Genomic DNA, 13,064 nt, shown 5'->3' with positions numbered 1-13,064 from the left:
TGCGTAAAGCTGTCTACGGCGTCCGTCCCTGACCTAGCGCGATCGAAGCTTTCTGCTGCTCGGATGCGATGAGCATTTCGACGAAGGCGGTCACCTTGCGCGGCCGGAAGCGCGCCGCCGGATAGACCGTATGGATGCCTCCGGAGGGCAGCGACCATTCCTTGAGGATTTGGATCAGCCGCCCCGACGCCAGTTCGTCAGCCACCGAGAAATCCGGCAGGATCGCAAGACCGCCCCCGGCTCGAACGGCCTCGAGCACCCCTGGCGTGGTGTCGATGGCTATTCTCGCCTGCATGCGAACAGCGCGCCGCTCGAGGTCTCCGCGCGAAAATTGCCACAGCAGCGGTTCGCGCAGCGCCATGTTGGCGACGAATGGCAGCTTCGCAACATCGTCCGGATCGAGGACCGCCGCAACCCGGTCCGTAAACTCCGGTGCTGCGACCAACAATTGCCGGAAGGAACCGATCCTGCGCGCCTGGAGTGTGGAATCCGTGAGCCAGCCGACGCGAACCGCCATGTCGATCTTGCCGGATGTGAGATCGATCGTGTGGTCGCTCAGCGTCTGCTCCACGCGGCAGGCGGGATAGCGCGCCGCAAACGCGGCGACGACCGGAGCGACCACCGCAGTGCCATAGTCGTTGGGCGCGGTTATCCGCAACGTTCCGGTCGGCTCGATGGCGGCCTGGGCAAGTTCGTCGAAGGCATCCTCCGCCTCGCGCAAGATCATCACACAACGGGCGTGAAACATGATGCCCGCCTCGGTCGGATGGACGCGTCGGGTCGTGCGGACGAGAAGGCTTGCCCCGACATCCTGCTCAAGCTGTGCCACCTGGTGGCTCACCACGGCCTTGGTGATGCCGAGCCGCTCCGCCGCACGGGTGAACGATCCGGTGTCAACGACCGCGGCGAAATAGGTCAATCGATTGAGGTTCATGGGTTTCGATCAAAGCTAGTGGGTTGATTGTCAAATAATAGCATACATTATGTCTTATCCGTCGATCTTCTTCAACCAATCTCCATCTGCCATATCTGGTGCCAGAGGACCCCGGATATGACCGCAACCATCCACATCACCTATCTCTTCGACCCGCTTTGCGGTTGGTGCTATGGCGCCTCCGCGGCCGTCGAAAAACTCGCCACCAGGCCGGACTTCGTCATCGAGCTCGCGCCGACAGGTCTTTTCGCCGGTGCCGGCGCCCGGCCGATGGACGACGGATTCGCGACCTATGCCTGGACCAATGACCAGCGCATTTCCCGATTGAGCGGCCAGCCCTTCAGCGAAGCCTATCGGCACGACGTGCTTGGCGACCGCACGCGCCTTTTCGACTCCGGCCCGGCGACGCTGGCGCTCATCGCTGTCGCCGGCACCGCGCCGAACCGGGAGTTCGAAGCGCTGAAAGCCATCCAGCGGGCTCGCTATGTCGACGGCCGCGACATCACCGATATTGCCGTCCTCTCCGATGTGCTGCGCGCGCTCGGCCTGCGGAAGGCCGCCGAACGCCTGGCAACGTCCGATGACAATCTGATTGCCGCCTATCGCCAGCGCATCGAAGCCGCGCGCGTCGAGATGCGCCGCTTTGGCGCCGATGGCGTGCCGGCCCTGATCGAAGGCGTCGCAGAGAGCCGCCGCCTTGTGCCTGGAAATGCGCTCTACGGCAGCCATGACGTTCTCGTCGCCAGGCTGCAAGGCCTGAGCCTGGCCGCCAGCTAGACAGCCCCTCACATCCTCAACCACCACCAAGGAGACAGTCATGTTCACACGGAGAACCATCATGAAAACGACCCTCGCCGCCGGTGCCGCCGCCGTCTTTGCTCCCGCAGGGCTTGGCCATGCTGCCGCAGGACTTGCCTGGAAGCATTTTCCCGCAGGCGAAAACGGCTTCTTCCGCGCTCCGGTTCTGATCTCCGGAGCGACTGAAGCCGTGCTGATCGATAGCGGTTTCACATTCCCCGATGGCAAGGCCGTGGCCGAGGCGATCAAGGCGACGGGCAAGAAGCTCACCACCATCTATGTCAGCCAGTCCGACCCGGACTATTATTTCGGCCTCAAGCCGATCAAGGAGGCTTTCCCCGGCGCGCGCGTGATCGCGGCGTCCGAGACGGTGGCCGCCATCAAGGGCAGCGTCGACAAGAAGCTCGCCGTCTGGGGTCCGCAGCTCAAGGAAAACGGTCCGCAGACGCTCGCCGATGTCGTCATCCCGGAGGTCTTCGACGACAAGACGCTGACCGTCGACGGCGAGACCATTGAGATTGTCAGTGCCGACGGCCTCGCCAACCGGCGCTATCTGTTCGTTCCGTCGCTGAATGCAGTGTTCGGCGGCGTGATGATCTTTGCGGGCGTGCATGTCTGGACCGCCGACACGCCGACCAAGGAACAGCGCGCGGCATGGATTGCCAATCTTGAGAAAATCGCGGCCCGCAAGCCGGCGATCGTGGTTGCCGGCCACATGACGCCGCAATCCCCTACCGACCTCTCGGGTGTCGAGCACACCAAGGCTTATCTCATTGCTTTCGAGGAAGAACTGGCCAAGGCCAAGGACGCGGCCGCGCTCAAGACCGCCATGGAAGCCCGCTTCCCCGGCCTCGGCATGGGGGTCGCGCTCGACATCGGCTCCAAGGTTGCCACCGGCGAGATGAAGTGGGGCTGAGATGGGCACCCATCTCGATCTGATCCGCGCCACCTATGAAGGCGCGTCGGAGGACAACGGCCGCAATCTGCTAGCCGCTCTCGCCCCCGATGCACGGTGGACCGAAGCCGAGGGTTTCCCCTATGCCGGGACCTATGTCGGTGCGGATGCGATCATCGCCGGTGTCTTCCGGCGCCTCGCCACCGAATGGATCGGCTACCGCGCCGACGTTCACACCTATCTCGAGGACGGCGACCGTGTCGCCGCCTTCGGGGTCTACTCCGGCACCTACAAGGCGACGGGCAAGTCGATGCAAGCCGCCTTTGCCCATCTCTATGAGATCAGAGATGGAAAGATCGCCAGCATGACGCAGTATGTCGATACAGTCCTGGTCCAGCAGTCGCTGACGCCGGATGCTTGACCGGGTTGCTGTCACCTTGATCAGCCGAGGCAGATATCCGCCGCGCGGTGCGGAGAGCCTCAGCTGAAGCTGGTTTGTAACTCGGGTCCGATGCCCTAAATCTTCAGATGCTGCATCACTCGGGCCGCCGTTCCGTCCGTTACTACGCCGGCATCGTCGATGCGGCCAAGCTTCAGCACCGCCCAGCTGTCGGCTATGCCAAGCGCGAAGGGCAGATTCTGCTCGACGATCAGGATCGTCGTGCCGTTGGCCCGGCGTTCTTCCTTGAGTGCGGTGGCGATGCGTTCGACCACGGAGGGCTGCAGGCCCTCGGAAATCTCGTCGATCAAGAGCAGCTTCGGCTGGAGCATCAGCGCGCGGCCGAGGATCAGCATCTTCTGCTCGCCGCCAGACAGCGTTCCGGCGCGTTGCGACAGGCGCTCCCGCAGGAACGGAAAATGCCCGTAGACCCGCTCCACGGCTTGCGAGAAACCGCGGTCCGAGCGCAGTGCGAGCCGCAGATTGTCGCGCACGCTGAGATCCTGGAACAGGGCCTGCTCCTGCGGCGCATAGCCGACGCCCGATGCGATCAACGAGGCCTGGGAAACGCCTGACATCGACATACCGTCGAGGCGGACGTCGCCCGAACGCAGCGCCACGAAGCCGAGAATGGTTTTGAGCACCGTGGTCTTGCCCATGCCGTTCTTGCCCATCAGCGCAAAGATCTGTCCGGGCGCGATGGCGAGCGACAGCGCCTCGATGATGGCAACTGGCCCATAGCCGCTCGAAACGTTCGACAGCGACAGTTTCGGCACGGTGGTTTTGGCCTCCTCAAGCATGGGCGGCTCCCGAATAGATCGTCCTGACCACTTCGGAATTGACCACCTCGGCGACGCTGCCGTCGAGGACAAGCTTGCCCTGGTGGAGAACGACGATCCTAGTCGAGATGTCGCGGACGAAATCGAGATCGTGCTCGACGAGGATGGCGGCGAAGCCGAGCTCGCCGGTCAGTTTTTGCAGCGTGGCGCCGATGGTGGTGCGCTCGACCTTGGTCAGTCCGGCCGTCGGCTCGTCGAGCAGGATGAGTTTTGGCTCGAGCGCAACGACCATGGCGAGTTCGAGGCTCTGCTTTTGCCCATGCGACAACAGCGACACCGGCTGGCCAAGCATGCGATCGAGCCCGGTAGAACGCAAGATATCGGCGGCGGCTGCCGGCAATCCAAGCGTGGTGGAGCGGCGCAGCAGGCTCGGCGCCTGGCGCGAGGCGCGTGCCATGCGCAGGCAGTCGGCAACGGTCAGGCTGTCGAAGACGCTCGCCACCTGGAACTTGCGGCCCACGCCGAGCGCCACGATTTCGTCCGGTGTCATGCCGTTTATGTCCTGGCCAGCGATGCTGACGCTTCCGGTGGTGGCTTCGGTGCCGTCGCTGAGACAGCGCATCAGCGTCGTCTTGCCGGCGCCATTAGGACCGACGAGGCTGACCAGTTCGCCGGGACGTACGTCGAGGTCGATGCCTTGCAGCACCTGCAGGCTGCCGAAGGATTTGCCGAGACCACGGACGGAGAGCACACGGTTGCCGTCCTCTCTATCATTGCCGGCCCGCGCAACGGCGATGGCTGGGCTGCCGGCTTGGTTGGCTTGCGCGGCATTGCGGCGCGGCAGAACCATTCTGGCCAATTGCGCCAGCCCGTTCGGTAACAGGATGATCATGGCGACGAACAGGGCGCCAACGATGAGATTCCACAGGAAGGGTAGATCGCCCGAAAGCTGGGCGCTGAGGTAGTCAATGCCGATCGCACCCATCACCGGCCCGAAGATGGTGCCGCGGCCGCCAAGGGCCGTCCAGATGACGATCTCTGTGCCGAAGACGAAGCCGGTATTTTCGGGCGCCACCACGCCTGAAGCATTGGCGTAGAGGAAGCCGGCAATGCCCGCGACCCCGGCGAGGATCGTTGTCAGCACGATCTTGAGGCGTTGCGGATTGAGGCCGAGATAGGCGCAGCGCGCCTCATTGTCGCGAATGGCGATGAGCAGCTTGCCGGCATCGGAGCGGGTGAAGACCAGGGCGACGACAGTGGTGACAATCAGGCAGATGCCGGTCAGCCGGAAATAGCCAGGCAGGCCGAGCGGCAGGCCGGAATAGCCGACCAGCCCGCTGCTCGATCCCGTCCATACGCCGCCGGAAAACACCAGCTGCGTCACCACGATCGGCACGACGAGCGAGATCACCGTCGCATAGAGCGGCGTCGAGCCGTGGCCGAACGACAGCCAGCCGACGAAACCGCCAAGCAGCACCGGCACGAGGATCGCCAAGGCAAGCGCCAGTGCCAGAAAGGCGGGCGTCGAGCCGAGATGGCTGAGCACCATGGCGCTGGCGTAGGCGCCGGTGCCGAAGAACGCCGCCTGGCCAAAGGTCAAGATGCCGGTGTAGCCCCACAATATGTCGACGGTCACCGCCAGCATGGCGTAGATCATCGAGCGGGTCAGCACGTTGAGCGTAAAGCGGTCGAACAGCGCTGGCCCGACGATGACGACGACCGCCGTCGCAAGCGCAAGGGCTGCAAACAGCCAGGCCCTCGGCGGGATGGAACGGCTTTCAGGCACGGGCAAATCCCTTCGGGCTGATGCGCAGCACCAGGGCGCACAGGACCGCCACCGTGATGCCGCCGAGAATGGGGCTGACGAAGGTACTGACCAGAACCTGCGCGCCACCGAAGACGAGGCAGGCAATGGCCAGCGTCGAGAAGGACGAGCCGGCGACCATGACCAGCATGAACGAGCCGATCAGCCAGGCGACGCCCATGTTCGGATCGACGCTGGTCAGCGGCGTCAACAGCACGCCGGCCAGCGCCGCCAGTCCGGTGCCGACCATGAAGGTGGCGAGCCGCACGCGCGCCGTGTCGATGCCGAGCGCCCGCGCCAGCATCTCGTTCATGATCACCGCTTGCGCCGACAGGCCGAGCCGCGTGCCTTCGAGCAGGAAGGTGAAGGCGAGCCCGATGATCAGTGCGGCCGCGACGGCGAACAGGCGGTAGAGCGAATAGCCGACGCCAAAGACATCAACCGTGCCCGACAGGAGATTGGGAGTGAACTGCACGTCGCGCCCGAACCACAGCGTGATTAGCTGGCCGATGACGATGCCGAGCCCCCAGGTCGCCAGGATGGCGTCGAGCGGCCGGCGATAGAGCGGCCGCACGATCAGCAGTTCGGTGATGCCGCCAAGGATGGCGCCGACGGCGAAGGCAATCGGCAACGCTGCCCAGGGATTGAGCCCGAGGCCGGCGGTTGCAACCGCGCAGTAGGCGCCGATCGTCAGCCAGGCGCCGTGGGCGAAATTGATGATCTTCAGCACGCCGAAGATCGCAAGCAGGCCGGCGGCAACGATGAACAGGATCGCCGCCGTCGTCACCATGTCCAGGAGTAGCGTCATGGCAGGTCCCCGATGGTGTGGAACGGAGCGGCGTTAGCGCCGCCCCGTTGCGAATAGAGGCGCGATTACAGGTTCGGGCACTGTTGCCCGGGGTCGACGCCTTCGAATTTGTCGACGACGGTCACCGAGCCGTCCGCCTTTACCTGGCCGAGATACATGGTCAGCGGAGCGTGGTGCTGCTTGTTCATCGAGACCGTGCCGCGCGGGCCGGTGAAGGATACCTCGGCAAGTGCTGCGAGCACAGCGGCGGTGTCGGTCGATCCGGCTTTCTCGACCGCGGCCTTGTAGAGGTAGATACCCTCATATTCAGGCACGGAGAGGTCGTTGGGGGTGCGCAGCTCCGCGCCGAACTTCTTCTCGATCGCAGCAAGGAAGCCCTTGTTGGCATCGCTATCGATGCTGGTGACATAGGAAGCGGAAATGAAGATGCCGGCAGCATCCGCGCCCATGCTCTTGGCGGTTCCCTCATCCACAGCAAGATTGCCATAGGGGATGGTGACACCGGCACCGCGCAGCTGCTTGGTCAAGGTGACGTTCGGCGCGCCGCCGGCCGTCGAGGTGATCACCGCATCGGCGCCGGAGCTCTTCAGATTGGAGATGATCGCCGTCCAGTCGCTGCCTTCCATCGGCAGATATTCCTCGCCCACGACGCTGGCGCCGGACTTCTCGATATAGGCCTTGGCGAATTCCAGCATGCCGCGGCCGAATGAATAATCCGAGCCGATCAGGAAGAACTTCTTGGCGCCTTGCGTCTTGATGAAATTGTCGACGATCGGCGGCACCTGCTGTTCCGGCACCCAGGCATTGACGAACAGATTGGCATTGCAGGATTTGCCCTCGTAGAACGAGGTGTAGATGTAGGGGATATCACCCTTCGAGATGATCGGCAGGCCGGCATTGCGCGCAGCACTCGTCTCCATGGTGATGACCGCGTTGACCTCCTTCTGGAAGACTAGCGAATCGAAGGCTTTTTGCGCACCAGCGGCGCCTGAGGCGTCGTCGGCGATCTCGAGGGAAAGCTGCCGTCCCAGCACGCCGCCGGCGGCGTTGATTTCGGCGACCGCCAGTTCCGCCGATTGCACGACCGACGGCGCCACGACGCTGTTGGCGCCGGACAGACCGACCGGGATGCCGATCTTGATCGGACCATCCGCGGCGAAAGCGGCGCTGGTCAGGGCGGCGCTGGCGAAGGCAAGGATCACTGCTCTGTTCTTCATGGTATTCCCCTTTCTCTGGTTGATCTTACCGGGTGGTGCCGGCTTCTTCTTGGTTATCCGTAGACGTCACTGCGGCGGTCGCCGATGGCGTCGTTGCGCTCGCTCAGCGCGCGCGCCCTGGCGACCTCGCCGAGGTTGATCGTGGCGATGAGGATCTCCTCGTCGGCTTCGCTGGCCGGCCCGGCGATCGGCCAGCCGGTCGGGCCGACGATCAGGCTCCTGCCGACAAAGGGCTGGCCGCGCTCGATGCCGACACGGTCGGCGCAGGCGATGTAGATGCCGTTGCTGTGGGCGGCGGCCTTGTGCAGGATGTTGGCCATGGGCTCCGGGTGGTCGCCCTGAGCGGGCATCGGCACCCAGTTGGTCGGCACGCAAACCAGCTCAGCGCCCTTCAGCGCCAGTTGCCGATAAGTCTCCGGGAACCAGCCGTCATAGCAGATCGCCACGCCGATCCGGCCGATCGCGGTATCGAACACCGGCAGGCCAAGATTGCCCGGCTGGAAGTAGAGTTTTTCGCGGTTCCACAAATGCAGCTTGCGATAAGTGCCGATGGGACCCGATGGCCCGCACAGCGTTGCGGCGTTGAAGAACCGGTCGCCGTCGCGCTCGGCAAGGCCACTGACGATGTGGAGGCCGAGTTCGCTGGCCAGCGAGCACAGCAGTGCTGCACTGCGCCCCTCCGGAATGGGTGCTGCGAGTTCGGCGAGCTCTTCCCGGCTGTCGAAGACATAGCCGCTGTCAGCGAGTTCCGGCAGCACCACCACCGAGGCGCCGAGACCGGCGGCCTGGCGAATCAGCCGCTCCATCGATCTGAGATTTTTGTCCAGCCGGCCGATCGTCGGTTGGAACTGGATGCAGGCCAGACGGAGGTCCGTGGATGCTGTCGCCAATAGTGCCAAAGCCTGTCTCCAAACGCAAAAAACCCCTGGGCGCGGAAGTCATCCGCGAGCCAAGGGCTACATAGCCATCAATGTGAAACGGCATTCCTGCCGAAGAGCAAACCTGCTCGTGCTTTAAGAAGTTGCACAGCCGGGAGATCGCGTCAAGGGCCAAAGATTCCGGCTGCGAATGACGGGGCTTAGCGTCTTTTATAGTATCAAAATCAGTATGTTACGAAAGGTATCTGCTGTGACCTGCCGTTGGCACCCTATCGATCGTTCGGCTGCTTCTGCTTGCCCTGCGCGGAAATGCCGAAGCCGAAAGTCCGCATTGCTTCCTGCGCCGCGAGGATGCCATCGGCCACCGAAACCAGCGCAATGCGTTTCGATGTCGCCTGGTCACGGATCAATTTGTAGGCGGTTTCCTCGTCGACGCCGTTCATCTCGACCAGCACCTTGACCGCCTTCTCGATCGTGCGTCGCCCCTTCAGCGTATCCTCGAGCTTCCGCACCTTGTTGGCCAGCCGCCCTTCATAGCCGTAGCGATAGCGGGCCAGCGCAAATTGCGTCAGCACGCCAAGCTGCCGCAGCGGCTTGGTGATGACGCCATGGGCGTTGAGGTCGATGATCGCCTTGATCGAGGTCGGGCTTTCATAGGTGACGATGGCGACGACGGCGGCGCTGGCGCCTTCGATGAGCGACACCATATCGTCTGTCGGCGCTTCGCCCACCTGCACGAAGACCGTGTCGATATCGCCAGGGATCGAGGCTGGGGGCGGCCACGCCGCTCGGACCTCGCAGCCCAACCGCCTGAGGTGATCGACCAGCGCAGCGCCATCCTCATCCTTCGGGTGGATGACCAGGATCTTCGCCTGCCTGAGATCGTTGAGGATGCGTTTTAGCGTCGCCGTCATTACAGCCACGGCTCCTCGAAATGGGTCGCGGCGAGATAAGGGTCTGGCCGGATCGGCGCCTGCGACTGCCAGGCGATGTCGAACTGGCCGGCAGCGTTGGCGATGCCGATGCGTGGTGTCGACCAGACGTGGCGGTTTTCCTGGTCGAACATCATCCGTCCCTCTGGCGACGCATAATCGACTTCAAGCGCTGCCTGGCTAAGGCGGAAAGTGTCGAGGGTTCCCGCCTTCTCCAGCGCGCGGGCGAACAGATGCACCTGCGTATAGGCGGTTTGCGACCACATGGTCGCCGTGGTCCGGTCGCCGAACCGGCGGGCAAGCTCGCCGACGAAGCGCAGGTTCTCGCCGCTGTCGACACTCGCCAGATAAGGAGCAGCCAGCACGTGGCCGGTGCAGTGCTCGGCACCTATGACGCGGATTTCGCCTTCGGCCAAGGTCAGGCTGGCGATCGGCCGCTTCGTCCGGTCGATGCCGGCTTCGGCGTAGAGCCGATAAAGGATTTGCGCGCTGCGCCCGATCACCGTGGAGAAGACGGCGTCCGGAGCGGCCTTTTCGATATCGTCCATCAGCCGGCGCATGCGGCGTTCGTCGGCGTCGAGCGGCACATATTGTTCCTCGACGATGGTGCCGCCCTTGCATTCCAGCAGGTCGCGCATCACCCGGTTGGATTCATGCGGGTAGATGTAGTCGGACCCGGCCATAAAGACGCGCGATCCGTAGCGTTGCAGGATGAAGTCGGCGAGCGCAAAAGTGTTCTGGTTTAGCGTGGCGCCGGTGTAGAGGACGTTTTCGGAATATTCGAAACCCTCATAGATCGAGGGATACCAGAGCAAGCCGTTGTAGCGCTCGACGATCGGCAGCACGGCCTTGCGGCTGCCCGACATCGAACAGCCGAAGATCACGTTGACGTCGTCCTCGGTCAGAAGCTTGCGGGCCAGCGACCGAAACGCCTCGGGGTCGCTACCCGGGTCGTAGGCGATCGGCTCGATCTGCCGCCCGAGCACGCCGCCGCCGGCATTGATCTCCTCGATGGCAAGCGCCGTCCCGTAGAAATGCTCGCTTTCGGTGACCGAGGTGATGCCGCTGCGCGAAAAAAGGATGCCGACGCGCCATGTCTGGGCTGTTCCTGTCACGGCAATCCTCCCCTGCACTTTTCCGGCAAAGGCCTATTGCACGCGGGGCGCCATGGCAATCGTCATCACGCGCCAGCGCGCTGGTGGCGTCCGGATCTGCAGCTGCCCGGGCGGCCCCTCATCAGCCGCATTGCCTTCTGCGGCCGCCCGCTGGATAGTCCTGCCGATGTTGCAGACCCTAGCGAGTCACTGGCCCCAGATCCTGGTGATCATTCCAGCGGTGATGGCGACCATCGGCATCGTCCACGCCATCATGACGAAGGAGGATGTCCGTGCAGCCACGGGCTGGGTGGGCGTCATGCTGTTGTCGCCGTTCGTTGGCGCGATCATCTATGCGGTGGCCGGCATAAACCGGATCCGGCGCGCAACGATCAGCGCACAGCGGCCGCTCGATGGAGAGGCGGCTTCGGCAAAACGTGACGGCGACATTGCCGCGGAAAAACTGATTGCCGAGCGCTACGGCCTGCGCTTTACCGGACTGAAGACATTGGGCGACAGGGTGGCGCGGCGCGCCCTGACATCGGGAAATGCGATTGCGATCCTCAAGACCGGTGACGAGGCCTATGCCGCGATGCGCCGGGCGATCGACGGCGCATCGCGCAGCATCCTGCTTGAGACCTACATCTTCGACAATGACGAGGTTGGCCAGCTTTTCGTCGAAGCGCTGGCCGGAGCGGTGCGACGGGGTGTGACCGTTCGCGTGCTGATCGACGCCGTCGGCGTGCGCTACTCCGTCCCCAGCATCCTCAAGCTTCTCAAAGACGCAAACATCACCGTCGATCTCTTCAATGGCAACATCGTCATGGGCCTGCGTCTTCCCTATGCCAACTTGCGAACGCACAGGAAGATCCTGGTCGTCGACGGCACGGTCGCCTTTACCGGAGGGATCAACATCCGCAAGGGATTCTCGGCCGAGTTCTCGGGGTCCGCCAGCTCGGTGGACACGCATTTCCAGGTCACCGGACCGGTGGTGGCCGACCTGTTCTCGGTTGCCGCCGAGGATTGGCGCTTTGCCGGCAACGAGGCCCTCAAGGGCGACGTCTGGCAGGTGGACGTGCGCTCGCCGCCTGCCGGTCAGCCAATGCTGGTGCGGGCGGTGGCGTCGGGGCCGGATGCCCGCATCGAAACCAACCAAAAGCTGCTGATGGGGGCATTTTCCGTGGCCCGCCATTCGATCCTCATCATGTCGCCCTATTTCCTGCCGGATCGCGAGCTGATCAGCGCGCTGACGACGGCGGCCCGGCGCGGCGTCGAGATCGACATCGTCGTGCCGGCGGTGAACAATCTCTTCCTTGTCGACCGTGCGATGACGGCGCAACTCGATCAGGTGCTGAAGCATTATTGCCGGGTATGGCGCCACGCGGGCGCGTTCGACCATTCGAAGCTGCTTTCGGTCGACGGCGTCTGGGCCTATGTCGGCTCGTCCAACCTCGATGCCCGCTCGCTGCGGCTGAATTTCGAAATCGACATGGAGGTTCTGGATGCAGGCTTTGCCGCCGAGATCGAAGCGCGCATCGGATCGGCAATCGCCTCCGCCACACAAGTGACGCTCGAGACCTTGAAAGCGCGGCCATTTGTCATTCGCGTCTTCGACCGATTGCTGTGGCTGGGATCGCCCTATCTATAGAAGCTGAAAGCCGGAAAGACATAAGCAGCGGATATATGCAGAGAACCGTACGCAGCCTTCGGGCGAACATGCTTTCAACCATCCGCCGCAGAAAAGCCCGGGCGGCAGGGTCGGCGCCGCATGAGCGGACGGAGGCCGCTGGCACGCTGGTCGCGTCCTACAACGTCCACAAATGCGTCGGCGTCGACAGGAAGTTCGACCCGGACCGGATCGTCCGCGTCATCCGCGAAATCGGCCCCGACGTCATTGCGCTGCAGGAGGCGGACAACCGTTTCGGCGATCGCGCCGGGCTTCTCGATCTTGCGCGCCTCGAAATGGAAACGGGCCTGGTGCCGGTGCCAATATCGGGAAACGGCAAGGGACATGGCTGGCACGGCAACGTCTTGCTGTTCAAGCGCGGAACGGTGCGCGATGTCCATCAGATAAAGCTGCCGGGCCTGGAACCGCGCGGGGCGCTGGTTGCCGAGATCGACCTGGACGAAAAACGGACGCTGCGCATCATTGCCGCGCATCTCGGCCTGCTGCGCCGGTCACGCTCCGAACAGGCCCGCGTCGTGCTCGATATCATGAACCGCCCGGACGAAACGCCAACGCTGCTGCTTGGCGATCTGAACGAATGGCGGCTCGGAAACCGGTCGGCGCTGAAGACGCTGCATGCGACTTTCGGCTCCTCGCCGCCGGCGGTTCCCACCTTTCCGTCGAGCCTTCCGCTCCTGGCGCTCGACCGGATCATGGCCAACCGACACGACATGATCTCGACAGTGGAAGCTCACGACACGCCGCTGTCGCGGGTTGCCTCCGATCATCTGCCGTTGACAGCTTTCCTGCGGCTTTAGCC

Annotated in this window: 13 protein-coding genes; 5 read left to right on the top strand and 8 right to left on the bottom strand. The window is 63.6% G+C overall.

Annotated features, from left to right (window positions below; genetic code table 11):
* Window positions 1–13: 13 nt before the first annotated feature.
* The gene (locus AC1D0N_RS06960; protein ID WP_477242697.1) at window positions 14–934 is read right to left on the bottom strand and encodes a LysR family transcriptional regulator; all 921 of its coding nucleotides are present in this window, start codon (window positions 932–934) and stop codon (window positions 14–16) included.
* A gap of 117 nt (window positions 935–1,051) precedes the next feature.
* On the opposite strand from AC1D0N_RS06960, the gene AC1D0N_RS06955 reads away from it, so the two are divergent.
* The 3 genes from AC1D0N_RS06955 to AC1D0N_RS06945 are packed head-to-tail and all read left to right on the top strand — an operon-like array spanning window position 1,052 to window position 3,048.
* Window positions 1,052–1,711 carry a DsbA family protein gene (locus AC1D0N_RS06955; protein WP_477242696.1) on the top strand — a complete coding sequence of 220 codons (660 nt, stop codon included), beginning with the start codon at window positions 1,052–1,054 and terminating at the stop codon, window positions 1,709–1,711.
* Window positions 1,712–1,751: 40 nt separating this feature from the next.
* Window positions 1,752–2,648 carry an MBL fold metallo-hydrolase gene (locus AC1D0N_RS06950; protein ID WP_477242695.1) on the top strand — a complete coding sequence of 299 codons (897 nt, stop codon included), beginning with the start codon at window positions 1,752–1,754 and terminating at the stop codon, window positions 2,646–2,648.
* 1 nt (window position 2,649) lies between these two features.
* Window positions 2,650–3,048: a nuclear transport factor 2 family protein gene (locus AC1D0N_RS06945; RefSeq protein WP_477242694.1), complete on the top strand. Its 399-nt coding sequence runs from the start codon at window positions 2,650–2,652 to the stop codon at window positions 3,046–3,048.
* 95 nt (window positions 3,049–3,143) lie between these two features.
* Here AC1D0N_RS06945 and AC1D0N_RS06940 read toward each other — a convergent pair whose 3' ends face one another.
* From AC1D0N_RS06940 to AC1D0N_RS06910, 7 genes are all read right to left on the bottom strand, one after another.
* Complete coding sequence (locus AC1D0N_RS06940) at window positions 3,144–3,866, bottom strand: ABC transporter ATP-binding protein (RefSeq protein WP_477242693.1); 723 nt, start codon at window positions 3,864–3,866, stop codon at window positions 3,144–3,146.
* Entirely contained in the window at window positions 3,859–5,637 is a 1,779-nt protein-coding gene (locus tag AC1D0N_RS06935; protein ID WP_477242692.1) for a branched-chain amino acid ABC transporter ATP-binding protein/permease, read from the bottom strand. Before AC1D0N_RS06935 ends, AC1D0N_RS06940 begins: the two co-directional genes overlap by 8 nt.
* Window positions 5,624–6,457 (bottom strand): branched-chain amino acid ABC transporter permease, encoded by an 834-nt coding sequence (locus tag AC1D0N_RS06930; protein ID WP_477242691.1) that lies wholly within the window; start codon window positions 6,455–6,457, stop codon window positions 5,624–5,626. Before AC1D0N_RS06930 ends, AC1D0N_RS06935 begins: the two co-directional genes overlap by 14 nt.
* A 65-nt stretch (window positions 6,458–6,522) precedes the next feature.
* Window positions 6,523–7,674 carry a substrate-binding protein gene (locus AC1D0N_RS06925; protein ID WP_477242690.1) on the bottom strand — a complete coding sequence of 384 codons (1,152 nt, stop codon included), beginning with the start codon at window positions 7,672–7,674 and terminating at the stop codon, window positions 6,523–6,525.
* A 53-nt stretch (window positions 7,675–7,727) separates the two neighbouring features.
* A complete protein-coding gene (locus AC1D0N_RS06920; protein ID WP_477242689.1) occupies window positions 7,728–8,573 on the bottom strand; it encodes a nitrilase family protein in 846 nt (281 codons plus the stop codon).
* 248 nt (window positions 8,574–8,821) lie between these two features.
* Window positions 8,822–9,466 (bottom strand): ANTAR domain-containing response regulator, encoded by a 645-nt coding sequence (locus AC1D0N_RS06915; RefSeq protein WP_477242688.1) that lies wholly within the window; start codon window positions 9,464–9,466, stop codon window positions 8,822–8,824.
* Entirely contained in the window at window positions 9,466–10,599 is a 1,134-nt protein-coding gene (locus tag AC1D0N_RS06910; RefSeq protein ID WP_477242687.1) for a transporter substrate-binding domain-containing protein, read from the bottom strand. The genes AC1D0N_RS06915 and AC1D0N_RS06910 overlap by 1 nt, the downstream gene beginning before the upstream one ends.
* A 166-nt stretch (window positions 10,600–10,765) precedes the next feature.
* Here AC1D0N_RS06910 and AC1D0N_RS06905 point away from each other — a divergent pair, with 166 nt between their 5' ends.
* Together AC1D0N_RS06905 and AC1D0N_RS06900 are read left to right on the top strand one after the other, a co-directional pair.
* Entirely contained in the window at window positions 10,766–12,226 is a 1,461-nt protein-coding gene (locus AC1D0N_RS06905; protein WP_477242686.1) for a phospholipase D-like domain-containing protein, read from the top strand.
* A gap of 35 nt (window positions 12,227–12,261) precedes the next feature.
* Window positions 12,262–13,062, top strand: a complete 801-nt coding sequence (locus AC1D0N_RS06900; protein ID WP_477242685.1) for an endonuclease/exonuclease/phosphatase family protein — start codon at window positions 12,262–12,264, stop codon at window positions 13,060–13,062.
* Window positions 13,063–13,064: the final 2 nt, after the last annotated feature.

The organism is Mesorhizobium sp. P2_E10, assembly GCF_056404235.1.
The sequence above is the reverse complement of the archived record's forward strand: the minus strand, read 5'-3'. Positions and strand labels throughout refer to the sequence as shown.

Bases quoted from the DNA above. Each gene is read 5' to 3' on its own strand.
- AC1D0N_RS06960 (WP_477242697.1), bottom strand. From the start codon at position 934: ATGAACCTCAATCGATTGACCTATTTCGCCGCGGTCGTTGACACCGGA.
- AC1D0N_RS06955 (WP_477242696.1), top strand. From the start codon at position 1,052: ATGACCGCAACCATCCACATCACCTATCTCTTCGACCCGCTTTGCGGT.
- AC1D0N_RS06950 (WP_477242695.1), top strand. From the start codon at position 1,752: ATGTTCACACGGAGAACCATCATGAAAACGACCCTCGCCGCCGGTGCC.
- AC1D0N_RS06945 (WP_477242694.1), top strand. From the start codon at position 2,650: ATGGGCACCCATCTCGATCTGATCCGCGCCACCTATGAAGGCGCGTCG.
- AC1D0N_RS06940 (WP_477242693.1), bottom strand. From the start codon at position 3,866: ATGCTTGAGGAGGCCAAAACCACCGTGCCGAAACTGTCGCTGTCGAAC.
- AC1D0N_RS06930 (WP_477242691.1), bottom strand. From the start codon at position 6,457: ATGACGCTACTCCTGGACATGGTGACGACGGCGGCGATCCTGTTCATC.
- AC1D0N_RS06925 (WP_477242690.1), bottom strand. From the start codon at position 7,674: ATGAAGAACAGAGCAGTGATCCTTGCCTTCGCCAGCGCCGCCCTGACC.
- AC1D0N_RS06915 (WP_477242688.1), bottom strand. From the start codon at position 9,466: ATGACGGCGACGCTAAAACGCATCCTCAACGATCTCAGGCAGGCGAAG.
- AC1D0N_RS06905 (WP_477242686.1), top strand. From the start codon at position 10,766: ATGTTGCAGACCCTAGCGAGTCACTGGCCCCAGATCCTGGTGATCATT.
- AC1D0N_RS06900 (WP_477242685.1), top strand. From the start codon at position 12,262: ATGCAGAGAACCGTACGCAGCCTTCGGGCGAACATGCTTTCAACCATC.